We start from the raw sequence: 26,526 nt of genomic DNA on the forward strand, positions 1-26,526 counted from the left end.
TAAAAAAAGCCTTGTCTAATAGACAAGGCTTAATACTGTCAAGAGTCAAATTACCAACCCTTCGTTTGGGTCAGTTTATAACCTTTCGAAGCATATTCATTTATTTGCTCCAGGCCAACAGGTGCCATATAAGAGCGATCCGAGAAAGACTCCCGATTTTGGACGGTTTCGACAAGATAGAAGCCAACCATTTGACTAGCATTCTTACCATCATAAATGATTACTTTATTCGTAGCATCCACCACTTTAAGGATTCCTACTTTTGAAGGATCCAGTAAAGCCGGAATATCTTTCTGAACATCAATCCAAGGACCACGGTAATAATCTGGATTTTTATCAAAATTCATATAATCCAATTTCTTCCAGCGTTTAATATCCAATAGACGAAGACCTTCATAAACAAACTCCATGCGACGCTCGCGGCGGATTTCCCAAGTTAATGGTGACACATCAGCATCTCTTGCAGGGTCATTTGCGATAGCTCCGATCTGTAAAGGCGCTGTTTTCTGTACCCCTTTTGATGCAGCCACAGCATCTATAGGACGAGCACGTATCGCATTGATCGATTTGTCTATATCACCCTGTGTTACAGCCGCCCCTCCAAATCCCTCAGCTAAAATCTGCTTCGCTTCAACAAAATTAAGTACCACCTCAGCCAAACGAATAACCGGTGCATCAGATGTGTTCGTCATCCCGGCCCACGCAGCAGGATATTTACCACCAATATAGGTCAATGCTTCTCTTGAGGCAAACTTAAATGCGTAAAAAAGAGTCGACGAGGAAGTTAATGGCTTCTCATAAAATGAAGCCTCAAAACGAGGATCTCGTGTAACGGCCAAATCTTTAATGGAGAAACTGCTTGCATTTGTCACAGATGAGTTTTGCCAAGGTTTTCCGTCATTACACAGAAACGATTTGACAAGAACAAGATTAGACGCATTATCCTGACGTTCTGTACCGTTGCTATACGAACCAACACTGTGCGTGACATTTTTAGTTGCGTCATAAGCACGATACATGATTACTTCTTGATTGGCACTTAAATCCTCCGATGAAAAAAGACTCTTAAAATCACTTGTAAACTTATAAGCACCAGAATTCATCACAATTTCGGCCGCCTTCTGAGCCAACTCCAAATATTTCTTCGCTCTTTCTTTATCTATATTGTGATAATATAAATAAGACCCTTCGAACAACATATAACGAGAAATAAAAGATGCCGCAACATATTTATTCAGGTATTGCTTTCCGTCATTTGTCCGCATATTATCCAATACATATTGAAAATCTTCGTACACATGATCCATAACCACACTGCGATTATCCCGGTCTTTATACAAAAGATCCGTTTCAGTATCCTTCAATTCTTTATCATAATAAGGAACATCACCAAATACCTCGACCAGGCGACTATACTCCGATCCTCTGAAAAAACGGGCCACAGCCATCCAGTGACGATAAGTCTCATCATTAATATTTGGTTTGGTTACACGCTCAATGCGGTCAACAAAAATATTTGCTTTTCTTACGTAAACAAAGTTCCAGGTCGGGCCTGCATATTCCCGCAACATCTGCGGCGTCTCCATTAAAGCAATTGTACTGGCATATTCATTTTTACGGGTAGAAGGAACAGTATTCTCAAAATTATCCTGAATATTCCTCTTTGTCAGGTCATCCGAAAAATTATAGCCTGTTACAGGAGCATAAGCAGTTGCATAGCCCGAATTATTACCTGTAAAAAAATTCGGATAGAATCCATTTGCGTAAAGACGCAAAGCCAGCTCGTTTCCCCAGCTATTTTGATCTTCGATACTCGTTAACTGATCACGATCCAAAACATCTTTATTACAGGAGGACAATAAAACTGTTGCCCCCAGCGCCAAAAAAGCTATTTTCTTTGTAAGTTTCATTTTTGTAAATTTTAGAAGTTAACTTGGACACCAAACGAAACCGATTTGAACATTGGTGTACCTACCCCTGTTCTACCCGAGTTATAATTCTTTTCATTGAAAATGGAGAATCCATTGATTGCTTCAGGATCCACAGGCAAGCCTTTTAGTTTATCAAACGTAAAGAAATTTTCCAAAGAGGTATATATTCTCGCTGTTTTGATATAGGCTTTATTTGTCAGAGACGAAGGCAAAGTATATCCCAATGTAATATTCTTGATACGCATATAAGACATATCCAATAAATAGCGCGATTGTTTTACCATATTATTTGCGTCATTACTTGCCGCATTATTAAATGCAGCAGGATAAAAGGCATCGGTATGATCTTTCGACCAGAAATTATCCGCAATAGCCGCAGGCATTGCACCATCCGAAGAGTTATAACCAGGGATCGTCAAGAATCCATTCCCCCAAAGCTGGCGTTTGCCCACACCTTGTAGAAATGCCGAGAAATCAAAGCCTTTGTAATCAAGTCCCAAACGGAATCCGTACTCATAACGCGGAGTTTCGTTACCTATAATTTCCAAATCACCATGGTCACTTAGCGTCTCAGCTCCTTTGTCAATCTTACCGTCACCATTTAGATCCACAAACTTTACATCACCGGGCCCCCAACGAAACTTACTGTCCGTTGAAAATGTATTGTATGCTCCATTTGGGTCAGAAAGTTTATTAAATTTCTTCTGATTTATATCAATCTCCACCATCTTTCCAGAAGCATCATACTCGAAATCAGAGGCTTGATACAATCTATCTGTACGATACCCCCAAATTTCACCCACGTCCTTACCAACGTAATAATCAGAAATCACTTTGGTGTCGGTATACTTCAGAATGGTTGATTTGGCATCCGACAATGTTCCACGAACATTGAATCCAAGCCCGTTCTCAAAACGGTGATTGAAATCCATCGCCAACTCCCAACCCTGGGTACGCAATGCACCAAAGTTCCCTTGTGGCGGCGGAGCACCAAAAGTTGCGCTTACATTCCCACTAGGAACAATCATATTTTTTGTATCGCGGCGGTACCAATCGAAGACCACGCCGAATTTATTTTTAAACATCCGCATATCCAGACCAATATCTGTGGTTTCAATACGCTGCCAGCCCAAACTGCTAAGAACCGCTGATGGTGTTCCAATATTATAATAACGGCTTCCATCTGCGCCAAGCCAGTTGATATCACCCGGAATAAGCGTTGAAGTATACAAACTTGGTAGCACCGTCTGATCACCGATAGAACCCCAAGATCCTCTAAACTTCAATTGGTTCAATGTAGGCTTTGCCCATTCCATAAAACTTTCTTCGGATGCTACCCAGCCCGCAGAAAAGGACGGGAACCATTGCCATTTCAGGTTTTTTGGAAATTTCGAAGAACCATCATAACGGATATTAGCCTCAAACAGATACTTGTTTTTGTACGCATAGTTTACGCGACCAAAATAACCCAGCTGCGCCTCCCACAAAGCATCCCCCTTGGCTTGCTGCGATGATGTATTCACACCAAATCCCAACTGTGGATTTTTGATATCGAGCAAATTAAAGGTCTGAGAGGAATTCATATCATAATCCAAGGTCACACGGTTGATACCTGCCAAAAACTTAAATTCATGATCATCATTAATATTCAGATTATACGTTGTAACAGCATTGATCGTGTTGTTACGACGATTCCCCGCCGCACGCAAAAAATGATCTGGGTTAGCGCCGTTCGCGGTATACATATAGTAATTCAGATCATAGGCAGCCGAAGCACCCTGCGTACCAGCTGGCACGACCTGACCATCCGCATTAACATAAACCGGAGCTCCGGCCGCATCTTTACGAGCAACACCTGCGATCCAGGAATCCGCGGCGGTAAAACGTGTTCCCGGCTGTGTCGTAATTTCTTCTTGATTAGAGAAGGTATAATCAAAATCTACCTTCCAGTTTTTCATAATATTTACGGTAGCTCCCAAATTCAAATTCAGATAATTATTTTGGAAACTGGCCGTATTCGCTGAAGAAACTTCACTCCATGGACTCCGGATCATTTTACCATTTTCATCGTAGCCCATCGGATATAGCGAACTCCAGCGGTATAAGTACAACCAAGGATCAGCAGTTGTCGAATTAGTCGTATACGGATACTCCTTTTTGCGGCGTGACACAATTGCACCACCGCGCACAGTCAGGTATTTATTCAGCTCCGTAGACAAACGTAAAGCAGCATTTGTCCGTCTGAATTGGTCGTGATCCGTAGGCTTCATCATTCCAGACTGATTCAATAAGCCCATACTTAAATTATAATCAGTTTTTCCAGAAGTACCCGAGATACTTAAATCATGCTGTGAAGTCGGCGCAGCCTTCCGGATCATATAATCCTGCACGTTATAGGTACGCACACCATATTTTTTGGTCGGTTCAGCCGGATTCACATACCAGTCACGACCATATACAGTAGGATCATTGACACCAATTGTACCGCCGTATTTCTCTTTCCATTTAACGGCTAGGTCATAACTCTGTCTATTGACTTTATAGAATGCTCCCGCTTCAGTTTCACCAATCCTTTCTGCAGCTTCAAGTGAATACTTAAGCGCATTCACATCACCCATATTATAATCAACAGCTGAATTCTGGAAAGAAAAGTTATTATTATAGCTGATATTGAAAGTATCCCCGCCCTTAGCGCCTTTTTTTGACGTGATCAACACCACCCCAAATGCTGCTTTAGCCCCATAGATGGAAGCTGCTGCCGCATCTTTCAACACCGTAATAGACTCTACATCAGCTGGATTAACCAATTGAATACTTGGGATTTCCACGTTATCTAATAAAATCAAAGGATTAGACTGTCCTGCAATCGAACCAATCTGCCCCCTAATTTTCATTACCGGATCGGAACCAACCTCGCCACTTGGCACCACAACAGTTAAACCCGGAGTGGTCCCTTGGATACCACGTCCCACATCCGCAATGGCACGTCCCTGCAAATTGTCCTTGACGTTAATTGACGAAACGGCACCAGTTAAGTTCCCTTTCTTTTGGGTACCATAACCAACGACCACGACCTCTTCCAAGGATTGATTATCATCAACCAACACTACATTAAGTGTATTCGAAGTAACGATGACATCTTGCGAAATATACCCGATGGATGAAAAACGCAATTTGCTTCCCACGGCAGCTGTAATCTTGAAATGCCCCTGCGCATCGGTTTTAGTAGATGCACTTCCGCCAACGACAGAAACGCTTACTTCTGAGACTGGGCCTTTTCCATCCGTTACAGTACCTTGCACCGTATTTTGAACCGAAGTCTTCGATGAAGAGCGAAGCAGGGCACCCGTCAAGTTAACACTGCTCAAAGCGCCCTCTTTCTTTACAAAAGAATAGGATTCAGAAGGAAAACTCAATCCAAGAGCAACAGAAAATAGTACAAATTTTCTCATTGATTATAGAGTTTTAAAAATAAATGATTCTAGTTAGTATTGTTCGTTATTCGTTAGTATTATTCGCTACACTCATTCAAAATCAGTATATAGCAGGTATTTCTTGCGCATTTTCTTGTAAACTTTTAAATCCGCGGCCCAAGAATCCCGGATCTGTGCCTCAGACTCACCCGCAATAATCTGTTTACGCAGTTGATCTGTGCCAGCCAGCTTGTCAAAAAACTCAGGTCTCGCAAAAAAAACAGTTTTGTCCGGCGTTTTCTGGTAGAAGTCTAAGAGATATTTTAGTGTGAATTTCTGCTCATCAGGATTCAGATCACGCAGATCTATACCATAATTCTTGACTCCTTTTCCTTCCACATGTTTTGACATACCGTGACGTTCACCAGGCGTAAACGTAAAAGACCCATAGACTGGATTTGTGTAACCCAGCACCTGGAAAGGCCAATCCGTACCGCGCCCCACCGAAATATCCGTACCTTCAAACAAACATAAAGAAAGGTATAAACGCACTGAAAGCTGATTGGGCAAACTCGGAGATGGAACTACCGGCAAGTCATACATCTTGCTGTGATCCCAATTTTGAACTTTTATAATCTCTAGGTCAGCCTGACGTCCATTTTCCAGCCATTTTTCACCATTGATCATCTGCGCCAGTTCGCCAATGGTCAATCCATGAATCATGGCAATTTTATGCCATGAAACATCTGATTTAAATTTATCATCATGACGTACCGGTCCGTCTACCTGATCACCATTGGGGTTGGGACGGTCCAATACAATCAGTTTTTTATTATGCTTTGCACATAGTTCCATCACCCGGTGCAAAGAAGTAATATAGGTATAGAAACGTGCACCCACATCCTGCAAATCAAAAATCATAACATCAATGGAATTGACAATCGAATCTTGTTTTTTATTCCCCCCGTATAGGGTAAACAAAGGCAGCCCCGTTTTTTGATCCAGGTCATTACCAAACTTCTCCCCACGCTCAACATTCCCTCTAAAACCGTGCTCCGGAGCGAAGGCAAACTTCAGATCGACCTTATTTTCAAGCAAAACATCTACTAAATGTCTTTTGTCAGTTCCCACGATGGAAGTTTGATTTCCCATAATCCCCACCTTCTTACCCTTTAGTTGCGGTAAATAAGATGATAACTGATCAGCTCCAGGCATTATCACGTCGGCCGAAGCCACGACGGAATTTTCTCGCACACTTTTTTTACTCTGCGCCGACCGCAACGAGTTACTGCAAGAGATGACAGATAGCGCTGAGACTACAAAGGTTAATTTTAGCAAGGTATATTTCATCATAAATAGACATTAGACCATGCACAAATGCAGTTTTATGCATGGATAATTGAAAATCAGGATAAAAGTAAGTAGATCTTTTCGTTTTTAAAACTAAAATACTCATAAAAACGCAAAACAAAGTAAGTGTTCACTTATTAAAAAGAGAACAGCATCTTAAGTAGCATTTTGTTAAACAGTAAACTAAAAAACAAAAAACATATTTAACAAACTAATTAACAGCTAATTAAAAAATAATAACAGACAATTACCACTAGAATCTTAGTGTATTTTAAACACATAAAAGTAACATATATGATACATTTAACAAATCCTTAACAACACAGCAAAACACGGCAAAACAGCACTCACCATAACGCATATACTGAACAATAGCTTGTTACATACAACAAAGCCGGAAGCTTTGCTTCCGGCCATAAACATCGATATCTTTCACCTGACATTACTTCATTTTCACAAAGCCAACTCCATTCAAACTTCCCACCATACTTGCAGGAGGCCTATTCACAACATTCCATACAGTCTGTCCGACAGAACCTGCAGAGAACTGTCTTTGAGTCATCACACTAGCATTACCACTATTCAACACAAAGGCATCATAAGAGCCAATCGACTTCATGACCCTTGCCAAATCGTTAAAAGTCATTCCGACTGAAAAACTACCACTAGCTCCGTCAACAACAACAGCATACAAAGTAGATTTATCAGAAGACAAACCAAGCGCAGTATTTGCCTGCACCACAGCCGATGTGGACACGATAACAGCTCCGCGATACTGCAACCAGCCCGTTCCAGAGATTAGCCCCTTAAATCTGTTGATATCATAAGGCTCAAAATTAAACTGAACTGTATCAAAACAATTTCCAATAAAGGATGTCCCGTCAAATTGAACAGCGAAAAATGGTCGGGTCTTTTCCTTTCCAGAAGTAGTAGAAATATTGATCTTCCGCCCATTTTTGATATAGGAATAATTAGCGACAGTAGCCCCGTTAATTGCAGCCAGGAGCTCTCCACCAGATGAAGCCTCATTATATTTAGCCATATCGGGAATCGGTTGCGCGACATACAGGTTATCATCAAATGCCCCCATTACATAAGGCACTATCTTTTTCTTGAGATCTATTTCCAAAATCTGAATACTCGTCGGTTGATTTAATTTATTCAGAAACCGAATATGGCTCCTTTGCAATCCATCAGCCAAGGTAACTGTAGAATCCATCTGAAAAACCCCGATCACATCTGCCTGATTCATAATTTTCTGGGTAATTTTTTCAATTTTATTATCCGGAGGTATGATATCATCCGGAACAATTTCCTCTTTTTTTTCATTGAATTTAGGATAATCATCCCGTTTCTTACATGAAACAAAAGAGGTAAAAAACAAAGCAAGCATCAGCCCCATTCCAGTGAGACCGTTTAATAGGTTCTTTTTCATAACTATCTAACTAAAAAAAATGATAGATAAGGTTTCATAATCGCTGTTGTAAAACCATTGTACCCCAATGCATACACCGTATACGATCTCCTGTCGAGCGTAGCACCTGAATTTGAATAAGATGCAATCACCGAAGCGTTTGTAACAGGAGCACCCGCAGGGCGGATCTTCCAAGTTCTCGTCGCTATACGGTTCAACTCAAAATAAGGGCTTGTCTCCAAGTATTTGACATTTTTTGCAACCAACGAATCTTGCGTCGGCTCAGCCGCAGTTGCCGCTGCTCCATAATACAAATCTATTGCAGAAACATTAGGCATTAGATTCGTGAATCGATAACGCGCCTGTGTAGAATCAGGGCGAGACAGATCCTCTTCATTCAAAATCACCCTTGTATTGCTGGCGGTATCAGTAACATGCAAAGTATACCTTTTTCCCGCCTCAAAATCTACCTGCGTCTCATACAGAATAACAGAATCTCTACCATCATCAATTCGATAAGGCAAACCCACCTGAACCTTGATATTACCGGCTTTATACTTCAAGAAATCCGGTCGCGAATCACCCCTTGTGTTATATCCACCACCCGGAAACGGCTCTCGCCCTCTTATCAAGGAAGTAACCCGCTGCCCATCAAACTTGACATACATATAGCGGTCATCAGGATAAATCGACGCCATGTTTATTTTAACAATAACATCGCTATCACTCAAAAAATCAACTTGACCAAAGTCTTGAATAGATTTTTTGCAAGCAACCATTCCGAATGTCGCCAGTACAAAAACTATAATTATATTTAAAACTTTCATAATACTCCATCTATTTTGTTTAATTCTCGGAAGTAACAAACCATGTTGGCTTAATCACGTATTCAGGATCCAGAGCTCCCCAACGGTCCAATTCTTTCTCATTCCAAACATACTCGGAATTATAGCGAGGCCGCACCCTGTAACAATAATCATTATAAGTAAGCTGACTACCACTTAAGGGAATATATTGCTTAAACACTTCTGGACTATAATGATACTTTCGAAGATCGCACCACTGTTCCAGACCGCCCCAACCCCATTGAACAATATATTTTTGCCCCATGATGTCTGATAGCATTAAATCCGCCGCAGAGCGTGCAACCTCCCCCCCTTCCAAATAAACCTTCATATCATTTAGTGAAATAGCCACCTCTTTATTATCTATATATTTATTCACGAAGTTCATATGGGCTACAATTGCTTTTTGATACGCATCATATGCACCGGATTTATCACCCTTTATAAAAAGGGCTTCCGCTTTTACCAACTGCAATTGCGCATATGTCATTAAAGGAAAATCGACCGTATTTCTAAAGATAAATTTCCCTTGATACGTATTGTTCACAAATTCACCCAAAATATTTGGCACAGTGCTATTTGTGACATTTGGCTCTCCTCCTATATAAATACTATCCTTGGGATTATTCATCATCAGCATTCGGGATAGACGAGGGTCGGTTGAAGATTTCGGATTTTCGATTGGTGCACCACGGAGTCCTCCTGTAAGATAATTAACGATGGGTTTTCCAGCGCGATTGTAATATGAAGTTGTATAGACACCAAACAAAGCACTCACAACATTTGCATTCGCAGATTTATCTCCAGTGAATTTCACACCAGCGTCATCAGCTATGGACTGGAAAGACAGGTCGACAAATCTAGCAACGGAATCAGCATATTTATTTTTAAAATCCGGTTTGTTTATCAAATGAATATACTGTATCGCCTTCAAACCATAAACAAATCTTCGCCACTGCTCCATGTTGCCACGGTACAAATTATCGCCCTTAACCGAATTCAATGAAGCACTATAGTCTATTGGACTTTTTTTATTCAGGTAAAACAAGGCTGAATCACACCATTGTCTTACTTTCGCATAGACCTCTGGCTGGTCATTATACTTGAACGCAAGTTGATTTGGACGAAATGCCTCATCTAAAATAATTGGCCCATGATAATCTGTCAAAGATTGATAACCCCAGGCTTTTATTGCGTAACCTATTGCCGCATACTCATATTTTTCATTCTCCAGCGCGTCTCTGATCATACGCTCCAGATTCAAACCAAGATCAAAATATACCATGCGCCACATAACTCCACCAACATCACTCCTCTCCGGAAAACCGTGCTTCTCCCAAACTTTAGAAGAAACATCGCTGCTTCCTCCAAGGATGCTTTGATTAAATTTATTCATTTGACGTTGATCCTGAGAATACCCACTAGCCATTTGAGCTATTATGGGAGCCAATAGCAACTCCGCTTTCACCAACTGTGGATTAGATGGATTTTCATTGATATCCAGATATTTTTTGCAGCTACTCACCAATACAAGGACTGCAACAACAATTATATAGACACGTTTCTGCATCTCTTTTTCCTCCTATAATTTTAAAGTAAGACCAAAGTTAAAACCTCTAGGTTTCGCCATATTCCCGAAGTCGATACCATAACCACCAATCCCCCCCAGACCGGGCGTATTCATATTACTTTCCGGATCTAAGCCTGTATAATTTGTAAACAAAAAAACATCAGTAGCTGTAAAAAACACGCTCATACCAGCTTGCGCCCCAATTTTTCGTATCAGATGCTTCGGAAGGTTATACCTCAACGTAACATCACGTAAACGCACTGTATAGATATCCTTTTCTATAAACATCTGCGGCTCGGTATTTAAAGTATAGTACCCGGAAGAAGAATAAGGTGTCACAGCAATCCTATTGATTGTCGGATTCGGGGTATTCTGTAAACCATCCTCCAACACGCCTTGAATCACCCTTGGCTCCTCCCTATTCAACGTTTTAGAAGACATTCCGTTTATATACAACCGATAATCCAACCCATTCAACACATCCCCACCTTTTCGCCAGTCCCACAAAAATGTAAGGTAAAAATCTTTATAGGTCAGCTTATTAACTACCCCGAGTGTAAAATCAGGAATTCGATCTCCAATCGGATAGTACCGATCTGTACCCGCTATTGGCAATCCTGTCTGTGCATTGATCAAGACATCGCCACGATCATTTCTCTTGAATCGGGTACCCGTTAAAGTCCCAATACTATACCCCGGAACTACGCCTGAACGAACACCGCCCAACACTTGCGTATCCGACTCATAAAGCTCCGGAAGATCCTCGGCAAGCGATAGTACCTTACCTTTATATTGTGTAAAATTGAAGGTAAGATCCCAATTAAGCTTGTCTTTGCGAATCGGGTTTACAGTTGCCTGCAGTTCTGTACCATAGGTCTTCACCTCACCTCCATTCATCATACGCAGCACAAACCCGGACCCATAGCTCAATCTAGGCATAATGATCTGCCCAGTACTGAGCCTGTTGAAATAACTAAGATCAAAGGTCATCCTTCTATCCAGCAAGGCCAGCTCCAACCCTGTCTCAAAATCCCTCGTTTTTTCCGCTTTCAAATTTGGATTCCCGCCATTTACTCCATAAGCAAACCCTCCACCTGTAGTATTCTTTGGTTCAAAATTTGAAAGGGTATAATAACTTTTATAAGGAGCTTTCCCAGTCGTACCTACCGAAATCCGATACTTTCCATTGCTCATCCAAGACACCTTCTCCTTAAAAAAATCCAGGTCGGTAAAATTAAAAGCTAATGAAGCAGAAGGATAGGCAAAGTATGGATTATTGGGCATCATACGTGAGGCCGCATCTAAACGACCGGTCAAATTGAGGTAAACCATATCATTGAGATAACCAAACCCGGTCTGTGCCATAAATCCGACTGTCCGAAAATTTGCCGCAGCACTCTTTACAAGCCGCGAACTTGGAAATGTATTGTTAATGCTATAAAAATCTGGATCATAGAAATCTTCGCCATATTGTGAATTCGTCAAAAAGTCATAATCTTTAAATTCAGCTCCTAGATTTGCACGAAAAGAAAAGTCTTTTGACAAATTCTTTTTTAAGTTAGCCATGAAAGATCCAGAAAGGATACGGCCATTTACCTGATATTCATTAATCGAACCATTACGTACAGCACTAGCAGAACCAGAACCAGAATAAGATTGCGGATGATACACACTTTGGCCCTGCGTATTTGAATAATCAACCCCAATAATCCCATTAAGGCTCAACCAATTGTTTGCCCGATAGGTGATGTTAGAAGTTGCAAGCACACGATTAACAATATCATAAGCTGTATTACGATAAACATCCCAAAAAGGATTATCCCTTTCATTAAAAATATCGGAATTATGAAGCACGCGATTCCCTTTATCATCAATCCAGTCACGCACATCAAAAATAGGGTTAAAACTCATTAAGGTCATCAGATAACCAGATGCGCCCCGTCTAACCTTATCATTTTTTGAATAAATATAATTGAGCGAAGTATTAAACTCAAGTTTATCCCCAAATTTAGCCGTGCTATTTAAGCGTGTTGAAAAACGTCTATACAAGGTATTAGGCACAATCCCCGTATTGTTATTATATTCATTTGACCAGCGGTAGGTCACTTTTTCTGTCCCGCCCTCAAAAGCCAGGCTATGTTTTTGATTATAACCTGTTGTAAAGAAGTTCTGCACGTTATCTTCATAAATATGCATCCCTTCGGGATAGCGCGGACCGAGCGCGGTCAATGCCGTCCCGTCATAATTACCATTCAATCCCTGCGCATAGACATATTGCCTTTCCGGAAACTTATTCACACTTTCAACACGCCCCGAAAAAGTATAATTTGTAGTAAACTTGCCGGCTTTTCCTTTTTTTGTTGTAATTAAAATCGCGCCACCTGCACCCTGGCTACCAAACTGGGCTGTCGCCTCGGGCCCTTTCAAAACCGTATAGGTCTCAATATCATCAGGGTTAATGTCCATGGCCCTATTTGAATAATCCAAGCTTTGATTAGCACCGTTGCTTGCCAAATCATTCTCATTGATCGTGGAATTATTGATAGGTATGCCATCCACAACAATAAGAGCATTATTATCTCCAGATATGGAGGCAAATCCCCGGAGGACAATCTGAGCGGAAGCGCCGGGCAAACCGCTCGTACTATTAATAGACAAACCAGGGACACGACCTTGCAACCCCTGAAAAAAGGATTCTCGCTGCGTATCCGACACATCATCGCCAGAAACAATTGGCGTTGAGTACCCCAAGGTTTTTCTATCCCTCTTTACACCATAAGCAGTCACAACAACCTCGTCTATTGAGGCATTATTATCCGACAAAACAACATTAATGACCGACCGTCCTCTAACAACCTCTTCTCTAGACACATAACCGACCGACCGAAAGACCAGTGTCGCATCATCGCTTGCCGTAATTTTGTAAACACCCAAAGCATTAGTAGCAGATTGCGTGTTCTTTCCTTTTTCCTGAACAGTAACGCCTCTTAACGCTTCACCTTTTAGATCGGTTACTTTACCTGTAATGATTTTTTGGGAAAAAGCAGTACAGCACATACATAGTAAGCCCATTAGCAAGAGCAGACTTCTTTTCATACACAAATAATTTAATTAGTTAATTAGGTTTTATAACTATATAGCCCCCTTGCCTAGCAAGTAGCTACCAAGACGAAATTTCTCAAATCATCTATCATTTTCAAAATGGATTTTAGGCAAAAATATTGGTTTATATATTTCTTTTATCAAATATAGCATAAAAACGCATACATTAAAACAAAAAATAGTTTTAAAACGCACAATAACGAAAAAAGCCGAATAAATAGGATTTATTCGGCTTAATAACGTATAAAAAATAATCTACGGCACTTGATTTAGTTTCAGATCAACTAAACACCCCCTCAACGCATGCATAAATTTATCCCCGGGATCATCTTTTCCTGTAATATATTTTGGATCAGTTTCCTTCCACCAGGAAGTTCTTTTAAAGCGTTGGTATTCATGATGACCGATTACATACTCGATAGGATACTTTTTGCTCAGGTAACGAATAAGCTCTTCATTTGCTTTCAACTGCGCATCAGTCAATGGATTCTGACGGCTGCCGATATTTTCGATACCGATCGCACAATAGTTGAGACCAATGGTATGTCGAGCAAAAATTGTATCGGGTAAAAATTGATAAATCGTTCCATCGCGATCGATAACGAATTGAGAGGAGACATTCAGCGCACTGGCTTTAGTCAACTCAGGTCTTCCTGGCAATTTCACGGGATTAAACGTATTAAAAGTTGCTTTTACACTATTGTTTGCTGTCCAATGCACCACCACCATCTTAGGCTGTATCGTTGGTACCACCTGACTTAGCCCATGTCTATTTTTCAAATAATCTAGGGACAACTGTATACGCTCCTGATTCCAAGTAATCGGCTTTTGAACGATTTTGGGCGATTGGGCAAACAAAACTGCCACAAACAGGCAGTGAACAAATAACAAAAAAGATCTCATTATACAAAGCTAACAATTTTAAAATTTAAGCGAACAACCACAGCAGCAGTAAAAAGGCTTGAAGAAAACCTTCAAGCCTTTAAAAAAATTAATCACTTATTACTTTTTATCCCACCAAACAGGTTCGTTCAAATAAGTAGGAAGCTCAGCAGTAGGCGCAGCTTTTATCAACTGGGCTTTATTAAAATTCAATTCATAACTAGCCATAGCAAAACGACGAGGCCAATCCGTTGCATTTGGATAAGATTGAGTATACACATGGGGCACTCGTTTAAACCCTTTGTAGACACCCAATTGTTCGTTGTAATTTCCATTTCCATCAGTACAGTAATCCATCCTGCGCAGATCCACCCATTGTTCAGGAGAATAAGATAATGCAATATACTTCTGAATCATCACATGACTCATCGTTAACTTATTAGCATCCTGCACGACAGAAGAACTATTTAAAAATTTAGTAATTTCCGATACACCAACACCCATTAATTCCATATGAATCTTAACACCCTCTTTATAAGCCAATAAGGCCAAGTCCTTCTGGCCCTTTCTCAACCGAATTTCCGCCTCAATAAATTTCATTTCTGCACCAGTCACAAATAACCCCTTTGATCCTTTGTGATTGTACCAAGTTCCAGTTGACAAAACACGTCCGTTAGCCGCCTTACTCTCTCGCAGGGCGATATAAATAGAATCTTTATTGGTGAAGGAATTGGTCTTTTCTGTATAAGTATATGAAGCTGGCCCGGATAACACTATATTCGAACTCATATCTACCCCTTTCGTAAATCTAAAACTACCATCTTTTTCCTGAGATTGAGGGATTAGCAAAGAATAACGAGGATCCAACATATTATTATTTCCACTTGGCGCTCCTGTATAATTATTGGTAATATAATCAATATAAAGCTGCGTAACCCGTGTTGATGCAGAAGTATTTACATATTGTAAGGCTGCTTTATCAGTATTATCTGATGATACATTTGGGTCATCCACATATTGATATACCGTGGATTCAGCTGCAGTTTTTGCTGCTTTTCCCAAAGCCTCCAAAACAGCGTCAGGATTATAAGTAGATTTTTTATTTAAGTGCGATAAAAATCTAGCTTTTAGACCATAGGCTAACTTAATCCATTTACTTACATCCCCACCGTTATAAGTATCCCCTTTTGACAGAGCCGGGGCAGCCGACCCTTGCGTTTTATTTAAATCACTGACTGCCTCATCCAACAAGGGTATGATTTGACTATAAATATACTCTGCATCATCAAAACTAGGTGTAATGTTATCCGCCTTGTCAAAATCTTTATAAGGAGCCAAGCCATAAAAATCTGCGATATACCCAAAACCCCAGGCTTTCATAATTTTACCTACCCCAATATAATGGTAAGCACCGACTTTTTCCGCAGCAACCTCCATTGGCTCCAAGTTAACGGCGGTATTAACGTACCAAGCCTGCCAAGGCCAATTCGCAGCAGACGCATCAGAAAACCAACGCGACAAATTATAATTTCTAGCCGAGCCATTATATACGTTGGCCAATTGCTGTGTAATATGTGCCGCTCTTGTCCCCCCACTTTCATAGGCGTCTGCAAATTGAGCTAAAATAGAAGGCAACCGCTGATCTGCAGTTGGCACTGTCGAGTTAGCCGTATTAGGATTATCATTGATATCCAGCCATTTGCTGCATGATGACAACATCAATGCACCTGCCGAAATTATATATACAATTTTTTTCATTTCTCTAGAATTTTAGATTAACACCAAACGTAAATCCTGCTGTGGAAGGAACACCTGCATAGTCGATTCCAACCGAACCTGAACCAGTTACCCCCGCTCCAGCAGCACTCGTTTCAGGATCAACCCCCTTGTAATTTGTCAACAACCATAAATTATTCCCAGTGAACGTAAACGATGCCCCTCTAATGTATTTAGATCTTGTCAAAACATCCTTTGGAAGCGAATAAGTCAAGGAGGCTGAGCGTAAACGAAACCAATTTACATTCTGCACAAAATTTGGGGTATGCTTGGTGTACACATCTTTATAATACGCTTCAGATGCAACGACATCCCTTTCAATATGCTCGTATTGTTTTGTATTCGGATTTAATGACATGCCAGAAAAATGAATAGTTTCACCCCTATTTTCTGTTATTCTACTCATACCGTTCACAGTCATTAAATACTCGCTTGCATTGTATACATCTCCACCTTTCCTAAAATCAAAAAGAAAGTTCAGGTCCCAATTTTTATACTTAAAACTATTATTAAAACCTCCAATAAAGTCCGGCTCCCTGTTTCCTATATAAGTTGTTGTCGAGGTAGAAGTCAAAGGCATCCCAGTGTTGTAGTCCAACAATAAGTTCCCCTGTTCATCTGTTTGCCACTTAGAACCACTGATTGCCATAAAATCTCCGTTATTATACGAAGCAGCTTTACCTGTACCAACCTGCACATCTGTTACATATAAAATATCCAGCCCCTGCAATAAATCTTTTACCCGTCCATTGTTATGAGACAAGTTTAGCATCGTAGACCATTCAAAATTCTCATTTTTTATAGGAGAACCGGACAATGACAATTCAAAACCTCTATTCTCCAATTCCCCTATATTATAATAGCTTAATATATATCCAGTTGCATTAGAAACACGCGGCTGAAGTATCTGATTTTTGGACAAAGTATTATAATAAGTAAACTCTAAGCCTATACGGTTTTTCAAAAATTTCAAATCAGTACCGACCTCAAATGAGTTTGTTTTCTCTGGAATCAACTGATCATTACCTCTGGTCCAATTATTTCTGAAACCACCACCAATGGTAAGCTCAGGACCAAAAAGATACGTATTTGTCACATAAGGATTAGTATCTTTACCCACCGAAGCCCATGAAGAACGAATTTTACCATAACTTAAGATGTCATTTTTCTCAAATAATTCGGTAAAAATTAAGCTTCCCGAAACTGAAGGATAGAAAAAGGAACGATTATTTTTTGGCAATGTTGAAGCCCAGTCGTTACGGCCCGTCGCACTAATATAAGCTATACCTTTATAACCAACTCTCAGATCGCCATAAACCCCCATTAACCGTCGATTTGTAAAATTTTGATTAAAATATTGGTCTGCATGGTCTGCATTGTTCAAACTTTCAAACCCCTTCAAAACAAAGTTTTCAGCACGTAATGAGGTCGATTTCGTGTTCCAATCTTCAGCGGTTTGCCCTAACAACAAATTAAAATCCCAATCATCAACCTGCTTCTTAAAGTTCAGCATTAAATTGCTATTTAAATATTGGTATTTCTTATCCGTATTAGACATCATACCGTTTTGCCAGGCGATCTTAACACTCGAGCCGGGATATAACATGGAATTGAATTGACTAGTATAGTTATCTATACCAAGCCTGTAAGTAATATCAAACCAATCTGTTACTTTAACATTCGTGTAAACACTTCCCAATAAACGGTCGGTTTTATCGGATTGCGGATTTTTGTTAATAGTCCAATAGGGATTATCTGTATTATTTTCCGGCTCCAAATTAGGCAGCAGATACTTGTTTGTTCCATCTGGATTCAGATAATCATGCATATCATAATTTCTAGGCCATATTAAGACACCCTCCATATAACCTGCACCACCAGCTCCCCAAAGACCTGAACCTGTCAATGTTTTCCTGGTATTACTATTTGAATAAGAAGCATTTGCTCCGAAAGTAAAAATCCCTAGTTTTTGCTCGCCATTAAATCGGATCGTAGATCTTTTAAAATCAGTCGTCGGCACGACCCCTGATTGATATAGATTTGAACCTGACAAGTAGAAATTCCCTTTAGCATTTCCTCCTGAGACATTGAAAGAATTATCAAACATATGTGCTGTTTGATAAAAATCCTTCATATTATTGTACACTTTTTCACCTGAAGCAAAAGGATCACCCCAAGATTCGATCGTTTCATCAATAAAAGAACCATTATAATAAGATCCTTTCTTAAATTTCGATTGCTGTTCAGGCAATTTGTTTACCCAATTTACACCAAATCTTGAATTGATACCAACTGTTGTATTTCCTTCTTGTCCTTTTTTGGTTGTAATTACAATAGCTCCTGCCGCTGCCCGCAAACCATACAGCGCAGCCGCTGCTGGCCCCTTTAAAACCGACATCGACTCAATATCCTCCGGATTGATATCCAACGCTCTATTCCCATTTGTTGTAGAGATACTTTGATTGCCATCAAATGCTGAATTATCCCCTTGGCCGGTAGAATTATCCATTGGAATTCCATCGATGACAAAGAGAGGCTGATTATCCCGTTCAAGTGAGGTTCCTCCCCGAATAACAATATTAGCCGAAGCTCCCGGTGCTCCCCCAGAATTAGTCACGTTTACCCCAGCAATCTTTCCATTTAATGAATTGATAACATTCGGATTTTTATTCTTCATCAATTCATCAGCCTTAATATCCTGAACAGCATAACCTAGCGCCTTCTTCTCTTTCTTAATGCCCATCGCTGTTACAACCACTTCCTCTAAAGCTTCTTCACTGCCTGATAAAGCAATATTGACGGTAGCATCCGCACCAACAGCCTGTTGTTTTTCTTTCGAACCTACAGCTCTAAAAATTAAAATATCTCCGGGCTCGGCTTTAATCGTAAAACTTCCATCTGGATTAGTTTGTGTGCTGACAGGCTTACCTTTGATGCTTACTGTAACATTAGCCATAGACCCACCATCCGAGGCATTCGTCACCTTACCTGTAATCGTTTTGGTCTGCGCCCATAAACTGGTAGATAGCATCACTCCTGAACAGAATAAGAGTAATTTTTTATTCATGGTATTTAGTTAGTTGTTAATAACTGATCTTAACGGGAGATTCCAGCCCGAGGTTTTCACCAATTATATTACAATACTATAAAAAGTGGCGTAGTTATGCAAGTTTATGCATAAGTATTTGAAAAAGAAATAAAAATAAACGAACTATCGCATACATCGACAACTAAAAAACCGATAAAGAAGCACAAAAAAGCACATAAAACCGTAAATTGTAGCAAAAAAAATACAAAACCATAACGAGAGATCATTTAAAACTCTATATTTATATCAAATAAAACCACAATAGGCGACCTATTGAACTAAAAGCCCACTTCTATGATAAAACACTTACTAACCAGCAAAGTGCCTTATCGTTATTTTTCGCTCTTAATGATGCTTGGAGCAAGCTCCATAGCATTCGCACAGCAAAAGAATTACACGATAAAAGGCAAAGTCACCGATTCCCGCACCGGACAATCCGTCCCTGGAACAACCATCAAACTCAAAGGGACAAACCGGGCCGTCAGCACCAATGCGAACGGCGAATTTACCTTGACCACGTCTGTCAATCCCGGAAAGTATGACCTTGTGTTATCCAATGTCGGCTATGCGCCGACCACGACCAGCATCGAACTGGGAAACCAGACAACCCTTACCCTCGCTCCGAGTCTTCAGGAAGATTTAGTCCGAATGAATGAGGTAATTGTCATCGGCAACACAGTAGGAACAAGCCGTAAAGTCCTGGGCAATGCAGTATCGACCGTCAACGCAAAAGATATTGCCAATAGTAATGCAACTTCCATCGACCAGGCTTTAACCGGAAAAGTAGCCGGAGCACAAATCTCTCAAAACTCCGGAAACCCAGCCGGCGGTATTAGCGTGCAATTACGTGGCCCAAGTTCCATCGTTGGAGGCGGCAGTCCACTGTATATCGTGGATGGTATTATTGTTAACAACTCCTCTACAGAGCTATTGGATCTGGGGGGATATAGCCAAAACAGATTGGTTGACATCAATCCCGCCGACATTGAAAACATCGAGATTATCAAAGGCGCTGCTGCGGCTGCGATCTATGGATCACGGGCAAGCAATGGCGTGGTACAGATCACAACAAAAAAAGGAAAAGAAGGAAAACCTACTTTTACCTTTAGCACAAGCTTGAAAACTTCATCTTTGCGAAAGAAGCTACCTTACAATACCTATGGTAAAACTTTCGCCAAGACAGATATCGCCGATCTCACACAAATTGATGTCACAAGATACGACTACCAGGATAAAATTTTTCAGACCGGCATCGGCACCGATAATAACATTTCTATGTCCGGAGGTACGGCAGGCACAAAATACTATATCAGCGGCAATTACCTAAACAATCAGGGAATTATCAAGAATACCGATTTTACCCGTGGTGGACTCCGCGCTCGTTTGGACCAGGACCTAAATTCTTGGCTAAAACTCGGTGCCGGAATGAATTACGTGTATAGTCATTCCAATGAGATGCCCAACGGAGGTATGAACGAAGCCTATGGTGCGCTAACTGGATTTATCTTCAGCAATAACTATATTAACCCTGAACGCGATCCTGTAACGGGCTATTATCCTTCCACAACTCCAGTCGCAGTTGTAAAAAGGACAAACCCTTTAGAAGCTATTAACAATTTCAGATTTGCACAACGTACCAGCCGATTTATTGGGAATCTATCATTACAGGCAAAACCTGTGGAAGGGTTGACATTAAATTATATCCTCGGATTTGACAATGCCAATTCACTCGGGACAGCGTACATTCCTCCTGGAAACACAACGCCATCTTATACGACAGGATATGCGCAACGTGCTGATTTAACTACATTCCTACTGAATAACGATTTTAATGCGTCTTATCAGACAAAGATTGGGGATTGGCTGGAATCTACTTCCGGTGCCGGCCTGACTTTCCAGACTGAAAAAAATATGTCTACCAACATGAAGGCTACGCAAATGGGATATGGTGGCGAAACTATAGACAATGGTGTTGTTGTTCCAAAAGAATTTCGCTCGGACATGAATATCTTTGGCGCATTTCTCCAACAGACTTTTGGAATTAAAGAGAAACTTTATCTGACGGGTGCTATTCGTTATGACATGTCTTCTGCCTTCGGCCCAGACAACCGAAGCCAGTTCTACCCCAAACTAAGTGGAAGTTATGTTGTCTCGAACGAACCTTTCTGGCAGAATTCTAAAATCAATGAAGTCGTGTCCAACTTCAAAATTAGAGCCTCTTATGGTCAAGCCGGAAATCTTACCGCCTTATCTCCTTTCGACAGATACACACTCTTCAATCCGGTAACGGTAAGCGGCTTAAACGGTATTATTGTCAGCAACAAACTAGGCAACGAAAACATCAAACCTGAACGACAAGAGGAATTTGAGATCGGTACCGACCTCAGTCTTTTTAAGGATCGATTAGGCCTAGAGTTCTCTTACTACAAAAAGAATGTTAAAGACCTGCTATTGGATATCAACCTCACTCCGTCAATGGGCTATACGACACAATTTGTCAATGTAGGAACAATGAAAAATAAAGGTATAGAGGTGATGTTAAGAGCAGTACCCGTACTCAAAGAAAATTTGAAATGGAATGTAACAGCTATTTATTCCCATAATAAAAATGTCGTAAACAATGTTCCAGGAGGATTACTTATGTATACCGCCGGATTTGGTCAGGTAGCAGCAGTCAATGGATACCCTTTAGGAGCTTTTTACGCAACCTATTTTGCCCGTAACGAAGACGGCTCTATCTACCATAATCCAGCGGGACTACCGACTACAGCCAAGGTTGGGAAAGACAGTAATGGAGTTCCGAGCGGGGCTAACCTAAGAAAAGTGATCGGTGACCCCAACCCAGACTGGACAGGGTCCTTTATCAACGAGATCAATATCGGTTCAAAATGGACCTTCCGTGCACAGCTGGACGCTGTAATTGGTCAAGATGTCTTTAATTTTACCAGACGTGTAGGAGACAGAGATCTATACGGTGGACTTGCTGGCTATGAACCAGAGTTGAGAGGTGAGGTACCAAAAGGAACTTCAGCAGCATTATTCTCCATTATGGAAAACTGGATTGAAAAGGGATCATTTGTGAAGGTTAGGGAAATTTCGGCTTCCTATAATTGGACACCTGCCAACTCCAAAATTAAAAATATACGCTTTTCGCTAGCTGGTCGCAATTTATTCTCTTTTGACAATTATAGTGGCTGGGATCCCGAAATTAATGCTGCAGGTCAAAACAATGCCGTCCGTGGATTCGATTTCGTCGAAGTACCACTCCCTCGTCAAGTAATTTTAGGCGTAAACCTTTCATTTTAAACAATCATGAAAAAGAAAATAAATATCATAACGATCCTTGCCGCTTGCCTTAGCATGACGTTCAGTAGCTGTAAAATGGATCTACCCAATCTGAATCAACCATATGGAAATGAAGTACCCAAATCTAAAGATGGTATCTATGCGCTGAGTGTCGGCTTACGTACATTGTATTCAACAGATGTCATTGCAGCAACCTATTTCTATCCAGCGGTCACTTCAAGAGAATTGAAAGGGGTCGCTACATTCACAAACACCCTTGAGTTAGAAGCAGGGGGCACAGATTTACCTACGGCAAATGGGAATATATTGACCTATTGGTCAGTAAACCAAAAACTGATGGGAATGAGTGAAACCATATTGGCTAATGTATCCAATATCCCCACAATTACCGGAGGAACCCTATCGGCACTCATCGCACATGCCAAATTATACAAAGCCATTGCATTGGGAAATCTTGCTACTGCATTTGAACAAGCAAATATCCAAACCGACTTAGGTGGAAAGGCAGCCTTTGTACCTCGCCAGCAGGTATTGGAAACCGCTATTAAATTGCTGAACGAGGCGATCCAGGAAATCCAAACAACACCGGCATCCTCCGAATTCAATTCAACAATTGCCGGCCCGAACTTTAACCTAACCAATGTGTTATACGCATTTGCTGCACGATACAGTCTCATGGCAGGAAAATATGCGGAAGCTTACGGCCTAGCTAACAAAGTTGACCTGACCTCAAAAAATCAATTTCAATACACCGCGCTAGCTCAAAATCCACTGTGGCATACGACTATTAATCTAAAATATTACGTTGCCCGCGAAAACCTCGGTTTACCAGCTGGACTTTTTGACGCCGACGACAAACGTATCGGTTTTTATACGGGACTCATAAAAGATGTACTGAGTCTTAAAGGCTTTGCACAAACGCAGACCGGAGAGGTTCCTGTTTACTTACCCGACGAAATGAAACTGATCAAAGCCGAAGCCTTATTACGGAACAACGGCTCATTGACCGAGGCACGGGATCTGATCAATGAAGTCCGCACCCAAGCCAACGGTGATTTATTCAATGTCAATGCAGGATTACCCGCATATGCCGGAGCCGTCAACAAAAATGACCTACTGCTCGAAGTCTACAAACAGCGCTGCGCGGAATTATTTATGTCAGGTTTACGACTGGAAGACAGCAGACGCTTTGGCCGTCCTGCCCCACCACAAAACACAACAGAACGCAACCGGAATTTCTATCCTTATCCCGATCAGGAACGAATCGGTAATCCGAATACACCTGCGGATCCTGCAATCTAAGAAAATAGGGGCTATCATCACAAGATAGCCCCTATTTTTTCAATGCAATCTTCACATCATAATGCTTTTTAATATAAGCCTGTTGCTCGGCGGAATCTGTCTCCAAATCATGAATAGCACGATCACGCTCTTTATCTACTTCCATCTTGACCACACAGCGATAAAATCGAAACACATCCTTTTCCGTCTCCAGGATCAACCGGGGCACACGGGCAGGTTTACCCGTTTCATCTTTAGCGACCATGGTAAAATAAGAGGAGTTGCAATGCTTTGTTTCACCGGTTTGGATATTCATTGCCTCCACTCGAATCCCCACTTCCATCGACGAATTGCCAACGTAATTAACGGATGCAATTAACGTGACCAGCTCCCCTACCTCGATCGGCTTCAAAAAATCGACTTTGCCCACTGAAGCTGTTACGCAATAATGGGCTGAAAATTTAGAGGCTACCGCAAAAGCGATTTGATCCATCAAAGACAAAATATAACCTCCATGAATCTTTCCGCCGAAATTAGCGTTGGAGGGCAACATCAGCTGTGAAATTCGGATAACTGAGTCACTAACGGTTTTATAGATCTCTTCCATATCCCTAAATTTACCCCGGACAGATCGAAATTCAAAACAAAATCACTGTGTTTTAGCAAACACCAACATTTGTGATCTAAAAAAGACAAATACGTTCCGCCATTCGGCATAGAAGCACATGTCAGACGAATCAGATGATCCGATAAGATATAAAAAAGCAAAAGGGATATCCGAAATGTCAGATACCCCTTTTCCAAATAGTACAAAAAACTCTTTATTTAATTTTTTCAGCGATATAAGGGCTTTCATTGCTCAAACGATCAATAGCCTTAACCGCAACATATTGTAACTTTCTGCTATTCAATACCATCGGGACATCTTTCGTTGTTACACCCGGTTCCAGAATTTCATACGTCCATTGCCCACCATAGTTCAGATACAACACCCATTTTGCAACCTGATCGACTTGCTGATGCTGCCATTTCAAGAACATATTATTTCCTTGTGGCGTCAGTAGCAAAGTCGGCTTCAACAAAGGGTTTGCATTGAGCCATGGACTTGTCGGAACCAAAGCTTTAGCTTGATAAGGTCCATCCACCAGCGCCTGGGTCATCGCCGGATTTTTGTTCAGTCCGGCCAAACTCCAATGAATCACACCATTGCGGTTATCCGGCAGAATATTACGTGCCACCGCGACCTGATTGACAATCTCCTGCACATATTCCGGTCCGCGCCTTCCGACTGTATTGATACCCGGCCAAAGATGACGGCCCATTGTATTTTCACTTTCCCACCATTTCAACAAAGCCGTATAGCTTTGTTTTGCCGGCTGGATAGGCCAATAAAGCTGTGGCGCAAAATAATCAATCCAGCCTTTGTTCAACCATAGTTTAGCATCTGCATATAACATATCGTATTGACTTGAACCTTGTATACCTGCAGGATAACCAGGTTTCCAGATTCCAAACGGACTGATACCGAATTTCACAAAGTTTTTTTCCCTTTTGATATTCTTGTAGATCCGCTCAATAAAGGTATTCACACTGTTTCTTCTAAAATCACCACGTGACAGGGTACCACCATTGCGTTTAAACTCATTATAGCTGTCCGAATCCGGAAAATCCTGTCCACCATTGTATTCAGCATAGGGATAGAAATAATCGTCAAAATGTACCCCATCAATATCATAACGTTTAACGATGTCCATCACGACACGTTCGGCATGATCTTGTGTCGATTGTTTGGACGGGTCAAACCAGTAATAGCCCTGTTTTAACTTTACAACGGATTCTGGCATCTTACGGGCCATCGAAGCCGAAGTCACAGCCCCACCGGCAGTATGGTGCGCACGATAAGGATTTAGCCAAACATGAAGCTCAATTCCTCGTTTGTGCGCCTGTTCCACCCAGAATTCAAGAGGATCATAATAGGGTGAGGGGGCCTGCCCCTCCGTTCCCGTCAAAAAATACGACCATGGCTCAAGATCGCTCTTATAAAAGGCATCTGCCGAAGGACGTACCTGAAAGATCACCGCATTGAAATTATTATTCTTCAAAAAATCCAGAATACCAATTGCTTCCTGCTGTTGTTCTGCGGTGCTGAGATTATTTTTGCTCGGCCAGTTGATATTGGCAACTGAAGCTACCCAAGCCGCACGAAACTCACGGGGCACAGGTGGAAGATCAACAACGACATCCTTCTTTTTTTCAACCGCAGGCTGTTCTTTTGTCTCTATCGTATTTTTCATCCGCTCTCGCTTCGGAACCGAAGGGGGATCTTTTTTTACAATTTCAACGTTGGTGTTCGTATTTACAGGTTCTTGCTTTTTATTTTTCTTGGATGAACAAGAAGTCAAAAGAAAGAGTGCCGTAGTTAAAAATAATAAGGAACGTTTCATCAAGCTATAGAATATTATGTTTTTTTTCAAACTAACCCCAAAACTAAGCTAAATTTCAATAGAAAAGAAATTTAGCCGTCGCCCATCCGCTTTAAGAAGATATTTCTATCGGATGAAAAGAAGA

At 41.0% G+C, this 26,526-nt stretch carries 14 protein-coding genes; 2 read left to right on the top strand and 12 right to left on the bottom strand.

Annotated features, from left to right (window positions below; genetic code table 11):
• Positions 1-50 precede the first annotated feature (50 nt).
• From ABTV71_RS26775 to ABTV71_RS26820, 10 genes are all read right to left on the bottom strand, one after another.
• On the bottom strand, positions 51-1,910 hold the full coding sequence (locus ABTV71_RS26775) for a RagB/SusD family nutrient uptake outer membrane protein (RefSeq protein WP_121120836.1): 1,860 nt from the start codon (positions 1,908-1,910) through the stop codon (positions 51-53).
• 11 nt (positions 1,911-1,921) lie between these two features.
• Complete coding sequence (locus ABTV71_RS26780) at positions 1,922-5,383, bottom strand: SusC/RagA family TonB-linked outer membrane protein (RefSeq protein ID WP_433901660.1); 3,462 nt, start codon at positions 5,381-5,383, stop codon at positions 1,922-1,924.
• 72 nt (positions 5,384-5,455) lie between these two features.
• Complete coding sequence (locus ABTV71_RS26785; protein ID WP_433901661.1) at positions 5,456-6,697, bottom strand: exo-beta-N-acetylmuramidase NamZ family protein; 1,242 nt, start codon at positions 6,695-6,697, stop codon at positions 5,456-5,458.
• Between the two features lie 439 nt (positions 6,698-7,136).
• A complete protein-coding gene (locus ABTV71_RS26790) occupies positions 7,137-8,129 on the bottom strand; it encodes a phosphodiester glycosidase family protein (protein WP_433901662.1) in 993 nt (330 codons plus the stop codon).
• Positions 8,130-8,131: 2 nt separating this feature from the next.
• Positions 8,132-8,935, bottom strand: a complete 804-nt coding sequence (locus ABTV71_RS26795; protein WP_433901663.1) for a DUF4397 domain-containing protein — start codon at positions 8,933-8,935, stop codon at positions 8,132-8,134.
• A gap of 19 nt (positions 8,936-8,954) precedes the next feature.
• Entirely contained in the window at positions 8,955-10,523 is a 1,569-nt protein-coding gene (locus ABTV71_RS26800) for a SusD/RagB family nutrient-binding outer membrane lipoprotein (RefSeq protein WP_121120846.1), read from the bottom strand.
• Between the two features lie 12 nt (positions 10,524-10,535).
• Positions 10,536-13,619, bottom strand: a complete 3,084-nt coding sequence (locus tag ABTV71_RS26805; RefSeq protein ID WP_121120848.1) for a SusC/RagA family TonB-linked outer membrane protein — start codon at positions 13,617-13,619, stop codon at positions 10,536-10,538.
• A gap of 261 nt (positions 13,620-13,880) precedes the next feature.
• Positions 13,881-14,528 carry an N-acetylmuramoyl-L-alanine amidase gene (locus ABTV71_RS26810; protein WP_433901664.1) on the bottom strand — a complete coding sequence of 216 codons (648 nt, stop codon included), beginning with the start codon at positions 14,526-14,528 and terminating at the stop codon, positions 13,881-13,883.
• Between the two features lie 99 nt (positions 14,529-14,627).
• Positions 14,628-16,265: a SusD/RagB family nutrient-binding outer membrane lipoprotein gene (locus tag ABTV71_RS26815; protein WP_433901665.1), complete on the bottom strand. Its 1,638-nt coding sequence runs from the start codon at positions 16,263-16,265 to the stop codon at positions 14,628-14,630.
• A 4-nt stretch (positions 16,266-16,269) separates the two neighbouring features.
• Entirely contained in the window at positions 16,270-19,350 is a 3,081-nt protein-coding gene (locus ABTV71_RS26820) for a SusC/RagA family TonB-linked outer membrane protein (RefSeq protein WP_433901666.1), read from the bottom strand.
• Between the two features lie 315 nt (positions 19,351-19,665).
• Between ABTV71_RS26820 and ABTV71_RS26825 the strand changes: the two genes are divergently transcribed.
• A complete protein-coding gene (locus ABTV71_RS26825) occupies positions 19,666-22,677 on the top strand; it encodes a SusC/RagA family TonB-linked outer membrane protein (RefSeq protein WP_433901667.1) in 3,012 nt (1,003 codons plus the stop codon).
• A gap of 6 nt (positions 22,678-22,683) precedes the next feature.
• On the top strand, positions 22,684-23,979 hold the full coding sequence (locus tag ABTV71_RS26830; protein ID WP_433901668.1) for a RagB/SusD family nutrient uptake outer membrane protein: 1,296 nt from the start codon (positions 22,684-22,686) through the stop codon (positions 23,977-23,979).
• 31 nt (positions 23,980-24,010) lie between these two features.
• On the opposite strand, the gene ABTV71_RS26835 is transcribed toward ABTV71_RS26830, so the two are convergent.
• Entirely contained in the window at positions 24,011-24,565 is a 555-nt protein-coding gene (locus ABTV71_RS26835; RefSeq protein ID WP_433901669.1) for an acyl-CoA thioesterase, read from the bottom strand.
• Between the two features lie 214 nt (positions 24,566-24,779).
• Positions 24,780-26,402 carry a glycoside hydrolase family 10 protein gene (locus tag ABTV71_RS26840; protein ID WP_433901670.1) on the bottom strand — a complete coding sequence of 541 codons (1,623 nt, stop codon included), beginning with the start codon at positions 26,400-26,402 and terminating at the stop codon, positions 24,780-24,782.
• Positions 26,403-26,526: the final 124 nt, after the last annotated feature.

Origin of the sequence: Sphingobacterium puteale (assembly GCF_050986225.1) — a bacterium.
In the GTDB taxonomy this organism is placed as follows: domain Bacteria; phylum Bacteroidota; class Bacteroidia; order Sphingobacteriales; family Sphingobacteriaceae; genus Sphingobacterium; species Sphingobacterium puteale.